The following is a 20,774-nucleotide window of genomic DNA, read 5'->3' on the forward strand; positions in this document are numbered from 1 at the left end:
TCCTCGGATATTTCATAGTTTAGTGGGAATAGTGTACATTTGCGGGAGTAAAAAAGTGAACGGAATGATGAGACGATATATCACTGCTTTGATGTTGGCTTGCTGCATCGGAGGGTATGGACAAGAGAAGAAGCAAGTAACCTTTGTACCTCCTTTTGACTTTCCTCTTACATTGAGTGGGAACTTTGGAGAAATTCGCTCCAATCACTTCCACGGCGGACTGGATTTTAAGACAGGCGGAGTTATCGGTAAACCCGTTCGTGCTCTCGCTGATGGCTATATTTCGCGTATTCGCGTCACGAATGGTTCGGGATATGTACTTGATGTCTGTTATCACAATGGCTATTCAACGATCAACCGCCATTTGAGTGGTTTTGTTTCTCCCATTGCCGAAAGGGTGGAGAAACTTCAATATGAAGAAGAAAGCTGGGAAGTAGAGATTGTTCCTGAACCGGAAGAATATCCGGTAAAAGGAGGCCAGCAGATCGCATGGAGCGGAAATACCGGATATTCGTTCGGTCCGCATCTTCATCTGGATGTGTTTGAAACGGAATCGGGAGATTATATTGACCCTATGCCTTTCTTTCAATCGAAAATAAAAGATACGCGTGCTCCGAAAGCGGATGGCATTCTATTTTTTCCACAACTGGGTAAAGGAGTAGTGGATGGAAAGCAAGAGAATAAAACCATTCTTCCCAATAGTGAGCGTCCGGTGGAAGCATGGGGAGTGATAGGTGTGGGGATCAAAGCATACGATTACATGGATGGAGTGAATAACCATTATGGAGTTTATTCAGTTGTGCTTACGGTAGATGGAAATGAAATATTTCGTAGCACCGTAGATCGCTTCTCGCAGGAAGAGAACCGGATGATTAATTCCTGGACTTACGGGCAATATATGAAATCTTTCATTGATCCGGGCAACACTTTGCGTCTGCTAAAAGCATCGAATGATAACCGTGGCTTGGTGACGATTGATGAGGAACGGGACTATCAGTTCTTATATACATTAAAAGATGCTTTCGGAAACACTTCCAAATATAGTTTCACCGTACGGGGTCGGAAACAGCCGATTGAACCGTTGAATCATCGGGAGAAATATTATTTTACCTGGAATAAGACTAATTATCTGCAAGAACCGGGATTGAACTTGGTTGTTCCGAAAGGAATGTTGTATGATGATGTTCCCCTCAATTATCAGGTGAAGGCGGATAGTGGTGCCGTTGCTTTTACTTATCAGCTGAATGATAAGACGGTTCCGCTGCACGCAGCTTGTGAGTTGTGTATCGGGTTGCGTAGAAAACCAATTGCCGATACGACGAAATATTATGTGGCCCGCATAACTCCAAAAGGAGGAAAGTACAGCGTAGGCGGAAAGTATGAAGACGGATACATGAAAGCATCTATCCGGGAGTTGGGAACTTACACTGTTGCCATCGATACCATCCCGCCGGAGATTATCCCTGTCAACAAGAATCAGTGGGGAAGAAACGGAAAGATTGTCTATCGTTTGAAAGATCAGGGCGCAGGAATTGCTTCCTATCGTGGAACGATTGACGGAAAGTATGCGCTTTTCGGACGTCCCAATATTGTGAAATCATACTGGGAATGTACGTTGGATCCCAAACGCGTAAAGAAAGGAGGCAAGCATACTGTTGAATTTACAGTGACCGACTATTGTGGGAATGAAACAGTGGCCCGTGAAAGCTTTGTTTGGTAAATTATTAAAAGTGAATCATATATTTATTATGAAGAGAAGAATTATTCTTTGTGCCGCCGTATTGATGGCGGCTGTGGCGAACACCTTCGCCTGCACCAACCTGATTGTCGGAAAGAATGCGTCTGCTGATGGCTCGACGATTGTTTCCTATTCTGCCGACTCGTATGGCTTATTCGGAGAACTTTATCATTATCCGGCTGCTACCTATCCAAAAGGTACGATGCTGAAAGTTTATGAATGGGATACCGGCAAGTATCTGGGAGAAATAGAGCAGGCACGCCAGACTTACAATGTAGTCGGTAATATGAATGAATATCAGGTTACCATTGGTGAGACAACTTTCGGCGGACGTCCGGAATTGGCCGATTCTACAGGGATTATCGATTACGGAAGTCTGATTTATATCGGTTTGCAACGTTCGCGCACTGCCCGTGAAGCAATTAAGATCATGACCGACTTAGTGCAGCAATACGGCTATTATAGCGAAGGAGAATCCTTTACTATTGCCGATCCGAACGAAATATGGATTATGGAAATGATTGGTAAAGGTCCCGGCATCCGTGGAGCAGTTTGGGTAGCTGTACGTGTGCCCGATGATTGTATTTCGGCCCATGCCAACCAGTCACGTATCCACCAGTTTGATATGAACGACAAGGAAAACTGCATGTACTCTCCGGATGTCGTTTCTTTTGCCCGTGAGAAGGGATATTTTAATGGAGTAAACAAAGACTTTAGCTTCTCATTAGCCTATGCGCCTCTTGATTTTGGTGCACGTCGTTTCTGTGAGGCTCGCGTGTGGAGCTATTTTAATAAGTTCACAGATAACGGAAAAGATTATCTTCCTTACATTGAGGGAAAGACCAATACGCCGATGCCTCTTTTTGTGAAACCGAAACATAAGTTATCCGTGCAAGATGTGAAAGATATGATGCGCGACCATTATGAAGGAACGCCTCTTGACATCTCCAATGATTTTGGAGCCGGACCTTATAAGACACCTTATCGTCTTTCTCCTCTGAACTTCAAAGTAGACGGCCAGGAATATTTCAACGAACGTCCGATTTCCACTCAACAAAGCGGGTTTGTATTTGTTGCACAAATGCGGGCTCATAAGCCGGACCCGATAGGCGGTGTACTTTGGTTTGGCGTGGATGATGCGAACATGGCTGTATTTACCCCGGTTTATTGTTGTGCTACTAAAGTGCCGGTATGTTATACCCGTGTAGATGGGGCCGATTATATTACTTTCTCCTGGAATTCTGCTTTCTGGATTTTCAACTGGGTATCTAATATGGTCTATCCGCGTTATGATTTGATGATCGGTGATGTACGGGAAGCGCAGAAAGAAATGGAAACTACTTTCAACAATGCACAGGAAGGCATTGAAGAAATGGCTGCCAAACTGCTGGCAAAAGATAAGAACGCAGCAGTTGACTTTCTGACAAACTATACAAATATGACCGCACAGAGCACTTTCGATACTTGGAAACAATTGGGTACATTCTTGATTGTGAAGTACAATGATGGAGTGGTGAAACGTGTTAAAGACGGTAAGTTTGAGCGTAATTCTATCGGACAACCTGCCGGAGTGATGCGTCCCGGATATCCGAAAGAATTCTTGCAGGAATATGTCAAGCAGACTGGTGACAGATATTTGGTAAAATGAAGAATTAAGAATGAAAAATGAAGAATTATGCTTTGCAAATATGTCTTATAATGCGATTCTTCATTTTTCATTCTTAATTCTTCATTAAATAACTAGGAATTATAAACTTATTATTTTACATTTGTGTGCTCAAGAAATTGATAATAAATAATTCATTAACCAATAAATAACAATCGAAATGGAAAATCAGGAACTTATTAAACAGGTCACTGAAAAAGCCGAAAAATGGCTAACCCCGGCTTATGATGCTGAAACCCAGGCTGAAGTGAAACGTATGTTGGAAAACGATGATAAAACCGAACTAATTGAAGCTTTCTACAAAGATCTTGAATTTGGTACTGGTGGTCTGCGTGGTATTATGGGTGTAGGTAGCAATCGTATGAATATCTATACGGTAGGTGCTGCCACTCAAGGACTTTCCAACTATCTGAAAAAGAACTTCAAAGACCTGCCGCAGATTTCTGTAGTAGTAGGTCACGATTGCCGCAACAACAGCCGTTTGTTTGCGGAAACTTCTGCTAATATTTTCTCTGCCAATGGTATCAAAGTATATCTGTTTGACGACATGCGTCCGACACCGGAAATGTCTTTCGCCATCCGTCACCTCGGTTGCCAAAGCGGTATCATCCTGACTGCTTCTCACAATCCGAAAGAATACAACGGTTACAAGGCATATTGGGACGATGGTGCACAGGTATTGGCTCCACACGATAAAGGTATCATCGACGAAGTGAATGCAATTGCTTCTGCTGCCGATATCAAATTCCAGGGAAATCCGGATTTGATTCAGATTATCGGTGAAGACATCGATAAGATTTATCTGGATATGGTGAAAACTGTTTCTATTGATCCGGCAGCTATCGCCCGTCACAAAGATATGAAGATTGTCTATACTCCGATTCATGGTACAGGTATGATGTTGATTCCTCGTGCATTGAAAATGTGGGGATTCGAAAACGTATTTACTGTGCCCGAACAGATGATTAAGGACGGTAATTTCCCGACTGTCGTATCTCCGAACCCGGAAAACGCCGAAGCTCTTTCTATGGCTGTAAACCTTGCCAAAGAAATTGATGCTGACCTCGTTATGGCTTCCGACCCGGATGCTGACCGTGTGGGTATTGCTTGCAAGGATGATAAAGGCGAATGGGTACTGATTAACGGTAACCAGACTTGTATGATGTACCTTTATTATATTCTGACACAGTACAAACAACTGGGTAAGATTAAAGGTGGCGAGTTCTGTGTGAAGACAATCGTTACAACTGAACTAATCAAGAAAATCGCAGATAAGAACAATATCGAAATGCTTGACTGCTACACCGGATTTAAATGGATTGCCCGTGAAATCCGTCTGCGTGAAGGCAAACAGAAATATATCGGTGGTGGTGAAGAAAGCTACGGATTCCTTGCCGAAGATTTCGTTCGCGATAAAGATGCCGTATCAGCTTGCTGTTTGATTGCTGAAGTTGCTGCATGGGCAAAAGATAATGGTAAATCCTTGTATCAGTTGTTGCTGGATATCTACGTAGAATACGGATTCTCTAAAGAGTTTACTGTAAACGTAGTGAAACCGGGTAAGAGTGGTGCAGAAGAAATCAAAGCTATGATGGAGAACTTCCGTGCCAATCCTCCGAAAGAATTGGGTGGCTCTAAAGTGATCTTAAGCAAAGATTATAAGACACTGAAACAGACAGATGATAAAGGTAACGTAACTGCAATCGATATGCCGGAACCATCTAACGTACTTCAATATTTCACTGAAGACGGTAGCAAAGTTTCCGTTCGTCCTTCAGGTACAGAACCGAAGATTAAGTTCTATATGGAAGTTCAGGGTGAAATGGGTTGCCGCAATTGTTATGCTTCTGCCGAATCTGCCGCAATGGAAAAGATTGAAGCAGTGAAGAAATCATTGGGTATCTGATTTGGTTTCTGTTGATATTTCAGCAATAGACAACGAAAGATAAATAATAAATAGCGCCTCCATCGTCTTTTCGAAGATTATGGAGGCGCTTCTTTTTCTCTATACATAGCCCTGATTCTGTCTATTTTCGGGCTTTTTCCCCAATTTGGCACAGTTCTTTCATTTCCTTTGCATTCTTTAAGTCCACTTGCTAATCCTTCTTGCGAGAATCTTGTTGTATTGGCATCATCTCAATTTCAACCCGCAGGCTGCGGATACACATGTTTTGTTGATGCTTTAGAGTGATACGTTCAGTTTCATATTCGTAAGTTGTTCGTTTGTAGTTATGTGTATTTCGTGGCCTGCTTTCTTAGTCTATTTTTCAGTCAGTGCTATTTCTTTTTTTTCTGTTATTTCTTCGTGCCTATCCAAGTCCATTTATGCCATATTGTTTCCAATGGTCCTTGTTTATGTTTAGACAACCACCATTTGCAGAACCGAACTTGCGCCAGGAAAAGAATAATACCGATAATCAGGCTAAGAGTATATCCACAGTAAGGAGCAAGATAGAATCCGAATGGGAAATAGATAATGGCTCCCAAAATAGATTGAGAAATATAATTGGTCAAGCTCATTTTTCCGTAGAATCGCAGATTAGATACAGTTTTCTTGAACTGATCCTTCTGATAAAGCAACACGAAAGAAGCAACGAGTACAATCGTAAATGCAAATTTCTGCCACATATCAAAGGCAGTACCTACCGTTTGCTGAATTAAACTGCTGTCACTTTGCATGATCTGTTCTTTCAGAGAATACAGTGGCGCGAAACTGATAGCTGCAATAATAAGTGCTTTCATCCAGAACTTCAAATGAGATTCGGTAGTTACGAACAATTCTTTGCGTCCGATATATAAGCCAAACAGGAAAAGTCCGGCAGTCTGCAAGAAACGTCCGGCACCGATAGCCCAAAACAGGCTTGCTTTCTGTCCTAAAGTAATATTACCTATCAGAAAATCCCAAAAGTTTCCGGCTTTGGTGTATTCTGCTACTTCAGCATACATGGCTCCGACATTCAAATCGGGTAGGGTATATGCAGGATTGAAAAGGCTCATTATATAATGAAACCATTCAATCGGTTGCAGTGAAAACAAGATGGCGGTGATTAGAATCGCTTTGTCACTCCATTTACGTACGATAAATAGTACAAGACTGACTACAACAAACAGAAGCAGGACATCTCCTGCCGGGAAGAAAGCGGCATTCAAAGTGGCGAATCCTGCCAGCAATATCATTCTCCATAAAAAGCGGTAACCAAAATCTTTTCCTTTCAACTGCTGGTTGTGCGACTGGATATAGAAAGTGAATCCGAAAAGCAGAGCGAATATGGCATAAGACTTTCCGGCAAGCAGTGAAAATGTCGCATTAAATACTCCGGCATCCAAAATGGTGAGCCATTCAGGAGAACTTTCCGGATATACGGGGAAAATGAAATGCTCCAGGTTATGAACCAGAAGGATGGCCATTACAGCAAATCCTCTAAGAGCATCTACTACTTCAATTCGGGGTGTTTTTGTTGATAATTCCATGGGGCTAATTTATGATTGTTTTTAGTAAATGTTCATTTTACCCATCTCTAAGCAGGCTTCGGGAACATACTGACGGATTCCTTTGATGATATTTTCCATGTTTGATTTATTCATTTGGATGCTCTATCCACCAATCAATCATCTTTCGGGCAAGACTAAGTTTTCTGGGAAGTTCGGGTAAATTGTCTCTTGTATAAAAGTCTCCCGAACTCAATTCTTCATCTTGGAGGTTGATTTCCCCTCCGGCATAATCAGCAATAAAGCCGACCATTAGTCCGCTGGGATAAGGCCAGGGCTGATTACCGAAATAAGTGATATTCTTTACATCCAGTCCGGTTTCTTCTTTCACTTCACGTGCTACACATTCTTCTAGCGTTTCTCCGGTTTCCAGAAATCCGGCAACGAGACTGTTGAATGTTCCTTTAAAATTGCGGGCGTGCACTAAGAGTAGTGAATCTTTTTTTCTCACTAATACAAGAATCGCTGTGGAAATGGAAGGATATACCTCCCGGTCACATTTCGGACAACGCTTCATGATAGATTCTTTCTGTTCCATAGGCGTGCCGCAGGCGGAACAAAAGCGGCTGTTTCTATCCCAATGCAGAATCTCATATGCTTTTCCTGCTGTCTGATAATGAGACAAAGGAAGATATTCATAGGAGGCACGAAGCCCTATCATGATCCATTGCTCCGATTCTTCAATGGGAGAGGAGAGGGAGAAAGCCTTGCAGTTTCTCCCTTCCAGTGTAGTGATATTGTGTACGGTTGTTTTTTCTTTAATAACAATAGGAGAGCTTTCTCCACACGGGATGGCATATATGCCATCCTCTTTTTTCTCAAGAAGCAGTTGGTCTTTGTAAAAGATAAACCACCATGATTGTGCTGTCTGATTCATTTTAATTCTAATTCTTGATCTTCGCGCTGCGAAGTTATAAAAAAACTAGATTGATATTTAGACTTATCAGATAAAATACAGGGCAACTGCACCAAAATTTGATTCATAACCGTGCAGAAATCAGCTAAATGATAATTTTGCGGAGTGCCCTGAAAGGGCTTAATTATATAGCGTAGGACAACGCCCTACGAAAAAACGGTAATCTGAATTTGCGCCCTGAAAGGGCATAATTGTATACAGTTCCGCCCTTTCAGGGCTTGTGGCTGGTGTGTTTTTTTCGTAGGGCGTTGCCCTACGCTATATAATTAAGCCCTTTCAGGGCACCCCAATAAATATATAATTGTAAGGCTTTCAGCCTAACCGATAAATTCTCATTTAATTAAGAACTGTACTGAAACGAGTTAAACGATGCGCTAATGAATGGGTCAAGGGTGAGGGTTGGTGAGGGTAGATTTATAACTTTCGTATTTTTTTTTATAGATAAAAAAGGAGATAGTATAGAAAATAATAAAATAAAAGGTTATAAATCTACCCTCACCAACCCTCACCTTTGACCCATATCTTATAATAAAAAGATAACGGGGAATCTTAAAAACTCAATCATCTTTTTCAGATTTACCACAACGTTTCCAGAATACTTCATTATTTTATTCAAAACTGTGCGGATATGAATTAAATTTTGGTGCGGTTGCCCTAGATAAAATATCAATAGACTAACTCAATAAAATGCATTGTTCGACACCAATTTCCTGAATAAAATAATTGTCGTGTGAGATTGCTATCACAGTACCTGCATAATTTTTGATAGTAGCAGTGATAATTTCAATACTTTGTATGTCCAAATTGTTGGTAGGTTCATCCAGGATAAACATATCAGGGGTATTGTTACTAATCATCAGACAGCAGAAAGCGAGACGCATTTTCTCACCACCACTAAGTTTCCGGCAGGATTTGTCCCATTCGGATGCAGGAAACAAGTAACGGTTTAGAATAATCTTTATTTCATGCTCCGGCAGATTCCGGCTGTTGAAAGCGTAAGCCTGTTCAAGAATACTGTTCCGGTCGTCAATGATCGAATACTCTTGATTCAAATAGACATAGCTAAAGTCCGTCCGTGTCAGGGTTCCTTCCTGTGGTTGAAGTTGGCCGGTGATTAATTTCAATAGAGTTGTTTTCCCGCTACCGTTGGCTCCTTCTATACGGAGGCGGTCTCCGCTCTTTAGCTGAAAGCTGACAGGAGCTTGCCAAAGCTGTTGTTTTGAGATACTATTTTCCTGAATATCATTGCTATTCGGATTGGGATGATAACCTGTGTCAGACGAATTTATTTCATCATTCGTCAGAATATCATTGTTAATCGAATTGGAATGATAACTGAAGTTAATCTCTTTTGCTGTCACTAATATCTTCCCGGTATGAAGCGAGGAACTGTTGAAATCGGTTTTTAATGCCGCAGTCGGAGAGAGCGAACCTCGAAGCTGGTTACGTTCATTTGTTAACTTCTCGGCTTTCTCCTGATGGACACCAGTCAGTTTACTAGTGCTCTTCTCGGATTTCCCTTGGAGTGCGTTCAATACAATGCGTGGAACTCCTTTTTTTATATTACTCTTTTCGCCGCGTACATTCTGTTTGTCTCTGCGTTCGGCCGTTTCGCGAGCCACTTTACGGGCGATACGTAGTGCCTTTTCTTTTTCTTCAATACGTTGTTGCAATGCTTCCTGCATCAGCGTTTTTTGTTCTTTGTAGAATTCGTAATTTCCGCCATAATAATTGATTTGATGCTTCTCCAATTCGCAAATTTCGGGGAGAAGATTGAGCAGAGTACGGTCATGACTTACCACTAACAGGGTGGAACGATATTTTTCTACCCAGTCATATAAACGTTGTCTGCCGGAAGAATCGAGATGATTGGTCGGTTCATCCATAAGTATGACAGATGGATGATGAATGTCCATACCTGCCAGGAATACGCGGGTCTTTTCGCCGCCACTAAGCAGATTCATCGGGTAGGATAGCGTAAACTGTCCTAATCCCCATAAATCGAGAGCGGCGATGGAACGTTCTTCGATATTCCAGTCATCATTTAGAATGGTGAAATTCTCGTTTGAGACATCTCCTGTCAGGATAGCGTGCAGAGCTTGCTGTTTACACTCTATTTGAAGAGCCTGTGCGATGGTCAGTGAATCATATTGCCCGAAATGTTGCGGGATATAATATAGGTCGTCCGGGCGGACAATGACACCGGAAGAGGGTGATAACTGTCCGGCAATAATTTGTAGCAAAGTAGACTTGCCACAACCATTGTTACCGACTAATCCTAGTTTCTGCCCTTTACTGATGGCGAAATTGAGGTCACTGAATAATACTTCTTTATCCGGATGGATATAGCTGATTTGTTGGATACTGATAGACATGATGATCTATTGGGTTTGAGGTTGAAAATAGAGTGAAAAAAATCACAGGATAGGGGAACGACAAACACAATACTGGCTAAACAACACGGATTTCGTGATGCTTAACAAAATAGAAAAAGCATATAAGAAAAGTGATGTTTACTTAGAAGTGTTGTCTTACTTAGTAATTCTCATTGTGGTAGGTATATAGTTTAACTTGGCTGCAAAGATAACACTTTCTATTAGATTTCACTCTATTAAGACTGAAAAAGAATGAATTTCATTTATTTAGAGGCTCCGTTTACCTCATTCAGAGCCTCCGATTACTCCAAATAGAGCCTCTGTTTACCCTATTCAGAGGCTCTGTTTTAGAAGTGAGTTATACTCTTTCTTATTCTTATACATCAAACAGTTGATTTAATCCCTCACTCATACTGGGATGCGTGAAGATAAAATCGCGCAAGAATGTAGAGGTTTGCCCTGTTTTTATCGCCATAGCTACGATATTGATGATTTCTGAAGCATCGGCGCAGAATAGAGTACAGCCCATAATCTTCCCGTTATGATTATTGATGATAGCTTTTAGCATACCATCAGTCTGCCTCAATGTACGGGTACGGACGATGGAGGATGCCGGCAACCGGGAAACCTTAAATGAATATCCTCTTTTCAGAGCTTCTTCTTCACTGATTCCGATATGCGCCAATGGCGGATCAATAAACACTGCATATTGCACAGGATCACGGTCTCCGATATCACGTTTCTTGTCGCCGAAGAGCTGATCGCGGATAATCCGGAAATCATCCAGCGAGAGATATGTAAATTGCGATCCGCCTTTCACATCTCCCATTGCCCATATATGAGGAACAGTAGTGCGTAACTGATCGTTTACGATGATAGCTCCGTGGGCATCAACTCCTACACCCGCTGCTTGCAGATTCAATCCCTCAATCATCGGTTTACGTCCCGTTGCGATAAGAATGGCATCTCCATCTACATAATAAGGAGTACCGTCGGATACGTCCGAGTAAGTCAGTGTCACTCCGTCATTCGTGTCATGGATAGACTGCGCACGAGCGTTCAGATGGATTTCAATACCTTTCTTCTCCATCACTTCTTTGACGCTGTTTGCAATATCCCGATCTTCACGAGGCATAAATTTGTTTCCTCCTTCGAGTATCGTCACTTTACTGCCGAAACCGGCATACATAGAAGCGAGCTCCAGTCCGATATATCCTCCACCTATGATAATCAGGTGATGAGGAAGTACGCTTAAGTCCAAAAGCGCACTACTGGTATATACGTGCTGACTTTGCTGAATACCATCTATTGCAGGGATAATGGGAGTAGACCCCGTGTTGATAAATATCTCTTTTCCTTTCAGTTCGATTTCTCCTTCGGGAAGTTCCACTTTTATGGTATCGGCGGATATGAAAGACCCCGTTCCGGTATAGATAGTCACATTAGGACGTTTACTTAGTCTTTCGTAATTATCATTCCTAAGAAAGGAAGTGAGGCGGTTCTTTCGGCCGATGGCCTGTTTGTACATATTCGTCTGCTTCGGAAAATCATCGTGGTAAAGCAAAGCGGAAACCTCGGCTTCATGCACCAGCGTCTTTGTTGGGATACAGGCTACATTCGGACAGCTTCCTCCATACATCATGTTGGAACGTTCTACGATGGCCACTTGCCATCCGCGGTTGGAAAGTTCGGCAGCCAGGGTTTTCCCTGCCTTGCCGAATCCTATAATAATTGCATCATATTGTTTCATAACTTCTTGTATTAACGATTCGTATGAGACTATATAACAGTCTGAAAATACGATTTGTTCCGCAATGGCAAGAAGTCAGAATCCTCTTTAGTGGTTGTCTTAGTTTTTTTTAAGTGTTTTGAGTACGCGTTGTGACGAGTCGGATAATAACACTACGGCACTGGCCAGGATCACAATGTCTTTAATCACCAACCGCCCTGCACCGGATAGTAATGGGAAACCAAATTCTCCGCTTCCCAAGTCGGGAACCCAGACTTCCGGGGTGGTGACAAGAAAAGAAAGTGTGCCGAGCGTCATGATAATGGCGAGGGTGTCGCCTGCCAATCCCACTTTTGGGAAAAAGATTCCCAGGAATACCAGTATGCCGATACTCATAATAAGAGCTCCCAGTCCATAAGAGAAAGTATAAGTGCGGTTTGCTTCGTGCCATGCACGATTTTCCGGGACAAAAGCACCTTCCGCATTTTTATGTTCTTTGTATTCGGGTGCACCTTTAGCATAGAAGAAACTCATAAAAGGACTGTTGGCAACAAACGGAACAATCCCGTCGGCTTCATAATGGAAATACTTCAATCCGCCTATCCATACAAATACTACCAGGATGGCAACGCGGATAAATTTCATACCAAAACTTTTCAGACTTGAAGTGAAGGTCAGTAAAGCGATCAATTTCTCTTTCATTTTGTTGGGGTTTTAATGGATTTATCTTATGTTGCAAAGGTCGTCCATTTCCACTACCCCCCAAATAGCAATACTTCCGTATGCCTTGTCAATTTTTCCCTTCCTGTGTATTTCTGAATTGCACGGCGCTCTGTCCGGTCATATTTTTGAAGAAACGGCTGAAAGAAGCCTGGTCTTCAAATCCCAGAATATCGGCAATCTCTTTGGCGCTTTTGTTGCTGTAAAGCAGGAGACGTTTAGCTTCCGCTTCCACCCGTTCGTGGATAACTCGAAGCGGCGAAGGCAGTTTGCAGGTGGAAAAGATGTTCGATAGTGTCTTGGGAGATTTATGCAACATATCGGCATAATCCTGCACCTGTTTCTTCGTCCGGTAATGCTCGTCGACCAAGTTATAGTATTGGCGGACAATCTCGAATCCGGATTCTTTTTCACGAGTGATATTCATGCGATGACGTGCAATCCGGGTACATTGGATAATGAAACGTTTCAGCAGGATGCGCAGCATCTCTTCCTGCAGGCTGTCGGAAACGGTAAACTCATTTTCCAGTGCTTCGGTAATAGTGTCGAGTTCTTTACGTTCTTTTTCGTTCAGTGTGAAACGGATCAGGTGAGATGAACCGTTGAACAGGAAACCGCTGCATGACACTTCATGGTCGTTGCCATAGATACAATAGAAATTGCTATTGAACAATAAAGTCAGGTATTCACCATCAATCGATTTAAATTCGAGGTGTTGCAGATGAGTGAGTGAAATCACTTCATCTTTGGTAAGCGTCATTTCCTGATGGTCGATTTCTACCGTGATGCTTCCGTTGCGTACCCATATAAATTTATAAAGCCCTTTTTCTTTTTGCAGTGCTTTTTCTGTCAGATAAGAGTCTGTAAGTGCGAGTGTTCCTTTTAGTTTCGTGTGATATTGTTGTAACATAATTAATCCTCCATTGCTGATGCGTCAAATGATAATGGCAGTAGATCGCCTATACTTTTTACTTCGTAGATACATTCTTTGCCATATAATAGGATGCGGATGGGGTGTTTGTAACGCTTTTCCGTTTCCAGAATCACTTGCCGGCAAGCACCGCAGGGAGGAATCGGATGGTCGATGAAGTCCTTTTCCGTTCGTGCCGCAATGGCAAGAGTGACAACCGATTGGTCGGGATATTGGGAGTTGGCATAGAATAGGGTAGTACGTTCTGCACAAAGCCCCGACGGATAGGCCGCATTTTCCTGATTGGTTCCTGTCACTACTGTCCCGTTGCCCAATAGCGCAGCGGCACCTACGGAGAAATGGGAGTACGGAGAATAACTACGAGCTGTTGCCTCCATGGCAGTCTTTATTAGTGACCGATCGCCCTCATTCAACTCATCATATTGATATACTTTAATAATAGCGGTAATTGTGAGGTCTTTCATATACGTCAGGGTATTGGTTTCTACAATTAATGTTACAAAGTTAGGAAAGAGATTGATAATCCCAATTATTTTTCGGATTTTTGTGCCATCTAATTCACATCTGAATAAAAATGGAGAATAAACTGCATAGACTTATCTTTTTAACCGTTGTTTTTTTCTTTGCCGTAGGAGTGCAGGCACAGAAACGGAATGCCCGTTACGTCGAGTATATAAATAAGTATAGTGATTTGGCTGTTGAACAGATGAAGCTTCATAAGATTCCGGCGAGTATCACGTTGGCGCAAGGATTGCTGGAAAGCGGTGCCGGATACAGCCAGTTGGCACGAAAGAGTAATAACCACTTTGGTATTAAATGTGGTGGCAGTTGGCGGGGACGTACGGTTCGTCATGATGATGATGCGCGCAACGAATGTTTCCGTGCTTATAAGCATCCGCGTGACTCTTACGAAGATCATTCCGACTTCCTTAGAAGAGGTGCCCGTTACGCTTTTCTTTTCAAACTGGATATCACCGATTATAAAGGATGGGCGCGTGGACTGAAAAAAGCAGGCTATGCTACCGATCCTTCTTATGCTAATCGTCTGATTACAATTATCGAAGATTATGACTTGTATAAATACGACCGTAAGGGGGTATATTCGGAACGGAAACTGAAAAAGAATCCTTGGTTGATGAGCCCGCATCAGGTGTATATCGCTAATGATATTGCTTATGTGGTAGCTCGCAACGGTGATACCTTTAAAGATTTAGGCAACGAATTCGATATTAGTTGGAAAAAACTTGTGAAGTACAACGACTTGCAGCGTGATTATACCTTGATGGAAGGAGATATCATCTACCTGAAGAGCAAGAAGAAAAAGGCTTCCAAACCTTATACTGTATATGTTGTGAAAGATGGAGATTCCATGCATGGCATCTCTCAAAAATATGGTATCCGCCTCAAAAATCTGTATAAGATGAATCGTAAGGATGGTGAGTATGTTCCGGAAATCGGAGATAGATTGCGTCTGCGGTAGAGACTTCTCTCAAAAGTTTCGAATTTCGGAAACTTAATGACTCATTCATGTGTTATTATCTTGATAAAACATGATTAGAATATGAGTCTAAACATTGCAAAAAGTAATAAGAAACGTGTCGTCATAGTAGGCGGTGGTTTCGGTGGCTTGAAACTGGCTAACAAGCTGAAAAAGTCAGGCTTTCAAGTCGTATTGATAGATAAAAACAACTATCATCAGTTTCCTCCTTTGATTTATCAGGTGGCTTCGGCCGGTATGGAGCCAACTTCCATATCCTTCCCCTTCCGTAAAATATTCCAGCATCGGAAAGATTTCTATTTCCGTATGGCGGAAGTACGTGCCATTTTCCCGGAAAAGAATATGATACAGACTTCCATCGGAAAAGCAGAATATGACTATCTGGTGTTAGCAGCAGGTACTACAACCAACTATTTCGGTAATAAACATATTGAAGAGGAAGCCATGCCGATGAAAAATGTGTCAGAAGCGATGGGATTGCGAAACGCTCTTCTGGCTAATCTGGAACGAGCGCTGACCTGTTCAACAAAGCAGGAACAACAAGAGCTATTGAATATTGTAATTGTAGGAGGTGGAGCTACCGGGATAGAAGTAGCCGGAATACTTTCCGAGATGAAGAAATTTGTCTTGCCGAATGATTATCCTGATATGCCCAGCAGTCTGATGCATATCTATTTGATTGAAGCCGGGCCGCGATTGCTTGCCGGAATGTCAGAAGAATCTTCTGCACATGCTGAACAGTTTCTCCGTGAAATGGGAGTAAATATCCTGTTGAATAAACGTGTTGTGGATTATCGTGACCATAAAGTAGTACTCGAAGATGGTACAGAGATTGCCACGCGTACTTTTATCTGGGTGAGTGGTGTTACCGGTGTGACTATCGGCAATCTGGATGCCTCTCTGATTGGGCGTGGAGGACGTATTAAAGTCGATTCATTCAACCGTGTAGAAGGGATGAACAATGTGTTTGCTATTGGCGACCAATGTATTCAGTTAGCTGATGAAAATTACCCGAACGGGCATCCTCAACTGGCACAAGTGGCGATCCAGCAAGGAGAACTATTGGCAAAGAATCTGATTCGTATGGAAAAAGGACAGGAAATGAAACCTTTCCATTACCGCAATTTAGGTTCGATGGCGACTGTCGGGCGCAATCGTGCCGTGGCAGAGTTTAGTAAAGTAAAGATGCAGGGATGGTTTGCCTGGGTGATGTGGCTGGTTGTTCATCTGCGTTCTATCCTTGGAGTGCGTAATAAAGTGATTGTGCTCTTAAATTGGATCTGGAATTATTTCACTTATGATCAATCCATGCGTATGATTGTCTATGCCCGTAAAGCAAAAGAAATTCGTGATCGTGAAAAGCTGGAGGAGACTAATCATTGGGGAAAAGAACTGATACAGGAACCGAAGCAACACTCTCCGCAGGAGATTCAGCAAGCTTCCGGACAAGAGAAAAAATAGTCAATGAGAAGTCATTATACCGTAGTTGACAATCCGTCATTATCCAGGTATACTGACCTTCCGCCGACAGGTGGATAGATTCATATTCTGAACAGTAAATTCGTACAGGGTGTCCGATATCGGACACCCTTTGTTTTTTGTTATATTCTATTTATCAATTACTTACGGTTTTGGCATAGATTTGGTATGTAAAATGCTAAATTGATACATGATAAAATCGTAAACGATCAGATATGGACAGAGAAATTCCTAAAGAAATACGTCAGAAAGAACGTAACAAGAAGATCATTCGTTATTCATCCATCGGGGTAGCAAGTATTGTTGTCATTGGTGTACTTATATCTGTACTAAGGGCAGGAGTGGAGGCAAAAGATCTTGTCTTTTCCACAGTCGATACAGGAGTTATTGAGGTAAGTGTCAGTGCTTCCGGCAAGGTGGTTCCTGCATTTGAAGAAATTATCAATTCTCCAATCAACAGTCGTATTCTTGAAGTTTATAAAAAAGGAGGAGATAGCGTAGATGTAGGTACTCCGATTCTGAAACTCGATCTTCAGAGTACGGAAACCGAATATAAAAAGTTGCTGGACGAAGAGCAGATGCGTCGGTATAAGCTCGATCAGCTTCGTGTCAATAATCAGACGAAGCTTTCGGATATGGCGATGCAGATCAAAGTTTCGGCTATGAAATTAAGCCGGATGAAGGTGGAGTTGAGAAATGAACACTATTTGGACAGTCTCGGTGCGGGAACAACGGATAAAGTGCGCCAGGCTGAATTGAGCTATAATGTTGCCCAGTTAGAGTACGAACAACTCCGGCAACAATATAAAAATGAGAAGGAGGTGGCTGCTGCCGAACTGAAAGTACAGGAACTTGATTTTAATATTTTCCGTAAGAGTCTCTCCGAAAAGAAACGTACTTTGGATGATGCGCAAATCCGTTCTCCGCGCAGAGCTATTCTTACCTATATTAATAACCAGATTGGTGCGCAGATTTCCGAAGGCGGACAAGTCGCTATCATTTCCGATTTAAGTCATTTTAAGGTGGAAGGTGAGATTGCTGATACGTATGGCGACCGTGTGGCAGCTGGAGGAAAAGCAATTGTTAAGATAGGAAGCGATAAACTGGAAGGAACGGTCAGCAGTGTAACACCGTTATCCAAAAATGGCGTCATATCATTCACGGTTCAGTTGAAGGAAGATAATCATCGTCGTCTGCGCTCCGGATTGAAGACAGATGTTTATGTGATGAATGCTGTGAAGGAAGATGTGATGCGTGTTGCCAATGGCTCTTTCTATGTGGGGCGTGGTGAATACGAATTGTTTGTCTGCAATTCTGACAATGAACTGGTCAAACGTAAGATACAGTTGGGTGATTCAAACTTTGAATATGTAGAAGTTTTGAGTGGATTGCAACCGGGTGACAAGGTAGTGGTAAGCGATATGAGTGCATATAAGAACAAGAATAAGCTGAAGATTAAATAAATTAAATACTAGAAGTTATGATAACATTGAACTCTCTTTCCAAAATTTACCGTACTGATGAGATTGAAACGGTAGCGTTGGAAAATGTGAATCTGACGGTAGAACGTGGAGAATTCCTAAGTATAATGGGACCTTCCGGGTGCGGAAAATCTACATTGTTGAATATAATGGGATTGCTTGACGCACCTACCATGGGAATAGTGGAAATCAATGGAATACGTACCGAAGGAATGAAAGACAAAGAATTGGCAATTTTCCGTAATAAAACGCTTGGTTTTGTGTTTCAGTCTTTTCATCTGATTAATTCGTTAAATGTGATGGATAATGTGGAGTTGCCTTTACTTTATCGCCGTGTTGGCAGTAGTGAGCGAAAGCGGTTGGCGCAAGAGGTATTGGAAAAAGTAGGGTTAAGCCATCGTATGAGACATTTTCCTACACAACTTTCCGGTGGGCAGTGCCAACGTGTAGCTATTGCCCGTGCTATTATCGGTAATCCCGAAATAATCCTTGCCGATGAGCCGACAGGTAACTTGGATTCAAGGATGGGAGCCGAAGTCATGGAACTGCTTCACCGACTGAATAAAGAAGACGGACGCACCATCGTCATGGTTACCCATAATGAAGAACAGGCGAAGCAGACTTCGCGTACCATCCGTTTCTTTGACGGACGTCAGGTGCAGTAGAACCTGCGTTTTATACATAAAACTAAATAGAAAATAGATTAATATCTCTCTAAATTAAAAACCACCATGACAAAGAATATTTTTATCGTTGCGATAGCTGTCCTGTTAAGTGTTGCTTTTTGTTCGCTATCGGCACAAAATGTGAGTAAAGATTATAATGTAGGCGACTTCTTTGCCATCAACCTGCAATCTGTCGGAAATATTATTTTCGCTCAATCGGCAGAATGTACCTGCCGTTTGGGAGGGCCTTCTGAATTTGTAGAGAAAACCCGGGTAACGGTGAAGAACGGCACACTGGTTATCGATTATAAAGAGAAGAACGTAAAGAATGTCAAGAATCTGATTTTTTACATCACTGCTCCCGATTTGAGTAAAGTGAAAATCGACGGGGTAGGGAACTTTGATGCAAAGGAAAAATTGAATCTTAAAAATATAGCTTTCGAACTTGACGGAGTGGGAAATTGCAACGTGAAAAATCTTCATTGCGATGAACTGAAACTCGATGTCGACGGAGTAGGCAATATGAAAATGAATGTTGACTGTGGCCTTATCAAGGCTAAAGTGGATGGAGTAGGGAATATCACTTTATCGGGTAAGACTGATACTGCATTCTTTAAAAAGGATGGTGTTGGTAAAATCAATTACAAAAACCTGAAATGTAAGGATATAACAAAGAAGGGATGGAATTTCTAATATGGAACGTTCTTTGACGAACTTCTGTGGAACCTAATCGAAGAAGAATAAAAAAGACGAGTAAGAAATATACTGAACTCTATACTGGTAACGATCATGATAAAACTCTATTTTAAACAAGCATTCCATCTGTTGGGAGAAAATAAACTGCTTTCATCTATTTCCATTATTGGTACAGCTTTGGCTATTGCTATGATAATGGTAATTGTGATTACTTTACGTGCGACTATTGCTCCCTTTGCACCGGAAACCCATCGTGACCGGATGCTTATTTTCCGGTTTGCCGGACTTCAAAGTAAGTCCAACGTGAATTGGCAAAGCAATGGCCCTATCGGATACAATACGGCAAAGGCTTGTTTCAAAGCAATGACAATTCCCGAAGTTGTTTCCATAACCAATATCTGGCAGGAAACAATGCTGGCTGCTAAACCGGCAGGTGAGATGGAAAGTTGTAGTGTGTTGCAAACAGACGATGCTTTCTGGAAAATATTTGAATTTGAGTTTCTATCCGGTAAACCGTATGATAATGCCGATTTTGATGCCGGAGCAGCAAAAGCTGTGATTTCCGAAGATATGGCTCGCCGTTTGTTCGGAACATCAGAAGTGGTTGGAAAAACATTCCTTCTGAATCATTCGGCTTATATTGTTTGCGGAGTGGTACGTCCGGTCTCTAAACTGGCGAAGTACGCCTATGCGCAAGTTTGGATTCCTTTGAGTTCAACAAGTGCCTTCACAGCCACTTGGGGCGATGACAATATCATGGGTATGACTGCCGTCTATATACTGGCTAAATCGAGAGACGATTTTCCGGCTATTCGTCAGGAGGCAGACCGCTTGCGGGCTATCTTTATGGCAGGGCATCCCAATTTCGATTTACTCTATCGCGGACAGCCTGATACTTATTTCGTAGCCGCGCAACGCTATTCCGCCAACAATCCTCCTGCTGTGAAAGAAGCAGTACGGCAATACATACTGACATTACTTGTCTTATTGATTGTTCCTGCCGTCAACTTATCCGGACTTACTTTGTCACGCATGCGTAAGCGTATCTCCGAAATAGGAGTGCGAAAAGCCTTTGGTGCCCCCAGACGGGAGCTTATGATGCAGGTACTATCCGAAAATATGCTTTATTCCCTGTTCGGAGGAATTCTCGGACTGGTATTAAGTTATGTCGCCGCTTTCCTTTTGGGAGGAATGCTTTTCTCCGTAGACTTTGTATCCAATGGGGTGGAAGATTTGCGGACCATGTGTGTAGACTTACTGTTCGATCCTACCGTATTCCTGCTGGCATTTCTGGCTTGCTTCCTACTCAATTTATTAAGTGCCGCCATTCCGGCATGGAGAGTAACTCGCACCAATATTGTGGATGCCATCAACGAAAGATAATTCTTCAA

The 20,774-nt window shown here is 42.2% G+C and carries 16 protein-coding genes; 9 read left to right on the top strand and 7 right to left on the bottom strand.

Annotation, left to right across the window (positions count from 1 at the left end; genetic code table 11):
* The first annotated feature begins 67 nt into the window (after positions 1 to 67).
* The 3 genes from HMPREF9009_RS12840 to HMPREF9009_RS12850 all read left to right on the top strand — a co-directional run bounded on the left by HMPREF9009_RS12840 (position 68) and on the right by HMPREF9009_RS12850 (position 5,310).
* Positions 68 to 1,720, top strand: a complete 1,653-nt coding sequence (locus HMPREF9009_RS12840; RefSeq protein WP_049703313.1) for a M23 family metallopeptidase — start codon at positions 68 to 70, stop codon at positions 1,718 to 1,720.
* Between the two features lie 28 nt (positions 1,721 to 1,748).
* Positions 1,749 to 3,386 carry a C69 family dipeptidase gene (locus tag HMPREF9009_RS12845; protein ID WP_053095326.1) on the top strand — a complete coding sequence of 546 codons (1,638 nt, stop codon included), beginning with the start codon at positions 1,749 to 1,751 and terminating at the stop codon, positions 3,384 to 3,386.
* Positions 3,387 to 3,564: 178 nt separating this feature from the next.
* Complete coding sequence (locus tag HMPREF9009_RS12850; protein ID WP_004300737.1) at positions 3,565 to 5,310, top strand: phospho-sugar mutase; 1,746 nt, start codon at positions 3,565 to 3,567, stop codon at positions 5,308 to 5,310.
* A gap of 389 nt (positions 5,311 to 5,699) precedes the next feature.
* On the opposite strand, the gene HMPREF9009_RS12855 is transcribed toward HMPREF9009_RS12850, so the two are convergent.
* The 7 genes from HMPREF9009_RS12855 to cdd form a co-directional block, all read right to left on the bottom strand.
* Positions 5,700 to 6,875, bottom strand: a complete 1,176-nt coding sequence (locus HMPREF9009_RS12855; RefSeq protein ID WP_049702429.1) for a DUF418 domain-containing protein — start codon at positions 6,873 to 6,875, stop codon at positions 5,700 to 5,702.
* 106 nt (positions 6,876 to 6,981) lie between these two features.
* Complete coding sequence (nudC, locus tag HMPREF9009_RS12860) at positions 6,982 to 7,776, bottom strand: NAD(+) diphosphatase (protein WP_255353100.1); 795 nt, start codon at positions 7,774 to 7,776, stop codon at positions 6,982 to 6,984.
* A gap of 707 nt (positions 7,777 to 8,483) precedes the next feature.
* Entirely contained in the window at positions 8,484 to 10,184 is a 1,701-nt protein-coding gene (locus tag HMPREF9009_RS12865) for an ABC-F family ATP-binding cassette domain-containing protein (protein WP_049702431.1), read from the bottom strand.
* A 376-nt stretch (positions 10,185 to 10,560) separates the two neighbouring features.
* Positions 10,561 to 11,934, bottom strand: coding sequence for an FAD-dependent oxidoreductase (locus tag HMPREF9009_RS12870; protein ID WP_049702432.1), 1,374 nt, complete (start codon positions 11,932 to 11,934; stop codon positions 10,561 to 10,563).
* Between the two features lie 99 nt (positions 11,935 to 12,033).
* A complete protein-coding gene (locus tag HMPREF9009_RS12875) occupies positions 12,034 to 12,615 on the bottom strand; it encodes a DUF417 family protein (RefSeq protein ID WP_049702433.1) in 582 nt (193 codons plus the stop codon).
* Positions 12,616 to 12,703: 88 nt separating this feature from the next.
* A complete protein-coding gene (locus tag HMPREF9009_RS12880) occupies positions 12,704 to 13,543 on the bottom strand; it encodes an AraC family transcriptional regulator (protein ID WP_008025757.1) in 840 nt (279 codons plus the stop codon).
* A gap of 2 nt (positions 13,544 to 13,545) precedes the next feature.
* Complete coding sequence (gene cdd, locus HMPREF9009_RS12885) at positions 13,546 to 14,028, bottom strand: cytidine deaminase (RefSeq protein ID WP_049702434.1); 483 nt, start codon at positions 14,026 to 14,028, stop codon at positions 13,546 to 13,548.
* 110 nt (positions 14,029 to 14,138) lie between these two features.
* On the opposite strand from cdd, the gene HMPREF9009_RS12890 reads away from it, so the two are divergent.
* The 6 genes from HMPREF9009_RS12890 (at position 14,139) to HMPREF9009_RS12915 (ending at position 20,766) form a co-directional block, all read left to right on the top strand.
* The gene (locus HMPREF9009_RS12890) at positions 14,139 to 15,044 is read left to right on the top strand and encodes a glucosaminidase domain-containing protein (protein ID WP_004314292.1); all 906 of its coding nucleotides are present in this window, start codon (positions 14,139 to 14,141) and stop codon (positions 15,042 to 15,044) included.
* Positions 15,045 to 15,125: 81 nt separating this feature from the next.
* The gene (locus HMPREF9009_RS12895; RefSeq protein WP_008025751.1) at positions 15,126 to 16,523 is read left to right on the top strand and encodes an NAD(P)/FAD-dependent oxidoreductase; all 1,398 of its coding nucleotides are present in this window, start codon (positions 15,126 to 15,128) and stop codon (positions 16,521 to 16,523) included.
* Between the two features lie 233 nt (positions 16,524 to 16,756).
* Positions 16,757 to 18,004 (top strand): efflux RND transporter periplasmic adaptor subunit, encoded by a 1,248-nt coding sequence (locus HMPREF9009_RS12900; RefSeq protein ID WP_049702435.1) that lies wholly within the window; start codon positions 16,757 to 16,759, stop codon positions 18,002 to 18,004.
* Positions 18,005 to 18,021: 17 nt separating this feature from the next.
* Positions 18,022 to 18,687: an ABC transporter ATP-binding protein gene (locus HMPREF9009_RS12905; protein ID WP_049702436.1), complete on the top strand. Its 666-nt coding sequence runs from the start codon at positions 18,022 to 18,024 to the stop codon at positions 18,685 to 18,687.
* Between the two features lie 66 nt (positions 18,688 to 18,753).
* Positions 18,754 to 19,380 (top strand): GIN domain-containing protein, encoded by a 627-nt coding sequence (locus tag HMPREF9009_RS12910; RefSeq protein WP_004311326.1) that lies wholly within the window; start codon positions 18,754 to 18,756, stop codon positions 19,378 to 19,380.
* Positions 19,381 to 19,476: 96 nt separating this feature from the next.
* Positions 19,477 to 20,766 carry an ABC transporter permease gene (locus tag HMPREF9009_RS12915; RefSeq protein ID WP_004300698.1) on the top strand — a complete coding sequence of 430 codons (1,290 nt, stop codon included), beginning with the start codon at positions 19,477 to 19,479 and terminating at the stop codon, positions 20,764 to 20,766.
* Positions 20,767 to 20,774: the final 8 nt, after the last annotated feature.

The organism is Bacteroides sp. 3_1_13 (genome assembly GCF_001185845.1).
Lineage (GTDB): Bacteria > Bacteroidota > Bacteroidia > Bacteroidales > Bacteroidaceae > Bacteroides > Bacteroides xylanisolvens.

What these genes read in the sequence shown, in the direction of transcription:
- HMPREF9009_RS12895 (WP_008025751.1), top strand. Translation starts at nt 15,126, where the DNA reads ATGAGTCTAAACATTGCAAAAAGTAATAAGAAACGTGTCGTCATAGTA.
- HMPREF9009_RS12850 (WP_004300737.1), top strand. Translation starts at nt 3,565, where the DNA reads ATGGAAAATCAGGAACTTATTAAACAGGTCACTGAAAAAGCCGAAAAA.
- HMPREF9009_RS12840 (WP_049703313.1), top strand. Translation starts at nt 68, where the DNA reads ATGAGACGATATATCACTGCTTTGATGTTGGCTTGCTGCATCGGAGGG.
- HMPREF9009_RS12890 (WP_004314292.1), top strand. Translation starts at nt 14,139, where the DNA reads ATGGAGAATAAACTGCATAGACTTATCTTTTTAACCGTTGTTTTTTTC.
- cdd (WP_049702434.1), bottom strand. Translation starts at nt 14,028, where the DNA reads ATGAAAGACCTCACAATTACCGCTATTATTAAAGTATATCAATATGAT.
- HMPREF9009_RS12870 (WP_049702432.1), bottom strand. Translation starts at nt 11,934, where the DNA reads ATGAAACAATATGATGCAATTATTATAGGATTCGGCAAGGCAGGGAAA.
- HMPREF9009_RS12875 (WP_049702433.1), bottom strand. Translation starts at nt 12,615, where the DNA reads ATGAAAGAGAAATTGATCGCTTTACTGACCTTCACTTCAAGTCTGAAA.
- HMPREF9009_RS12915 (WP_004300698.1), top strand. Translation starts at nt 19,477, where the DNA reads ATGATAAAACTCTATTTTAAACAAGCATTCCATCTGTTGGGAGAAAAT.
- HMPREF9009_RS12845 (WP_053095326.1), top strand. Translation starts at nt 1,749, where the DNA reads ATGAAGAGAAGAATTATTCTTTGTGCCGCCGTATTGATGGCGGCTGTG.
- HMPREF9009_RS12865 (WP_049702431.1), bottom strand. Translation starts at nt 10,184, where the DNA reads ATGTCTATCAGTATCCAACAAATCAGCTATATCCATCCGGATAAAGAA.
- HMPREF9009_RS12880 (WP_008025757.1), bottom strand. Translation starts at nt 13,543, where the DNA reads ATGTTACAACAATATCACACGAAACTAAAAGGAACACTCGCACTTACA.
- HMPREF9009_RS12910 (WP_004311326.1), top strand. Translation starts at nt 18,754, where the DNA reads ATGACAAAGAATATTTTTATCGTTGCGATAGCTGTCCTGTTAAGTGTT.
- HMPREF9009_RS12900 (WP_049702435.1), top strand. Translation starts at nt 16,757, where the DNA reads ATGGACAGAGAAATTCCTAAAGAAATACGTCAGAAAGAACGTAACAAG.
- HMPREF9009_RS12905 (WP_049702436.1), top strand. Translation starts at nt 18,022, where the DNA reads ATGATAACATTGAACTCTCTTTCCAAAATTTACCGTACTGATGAGATT.
- HMPREF9009_RS12855 (WP_049702429.1), bottom strand. Translation starts at nt 6,875, where the DNA reads ATGGAATTATCAACAAAAACACCCCGAATTGAAGTAGTAGATGCTCTT.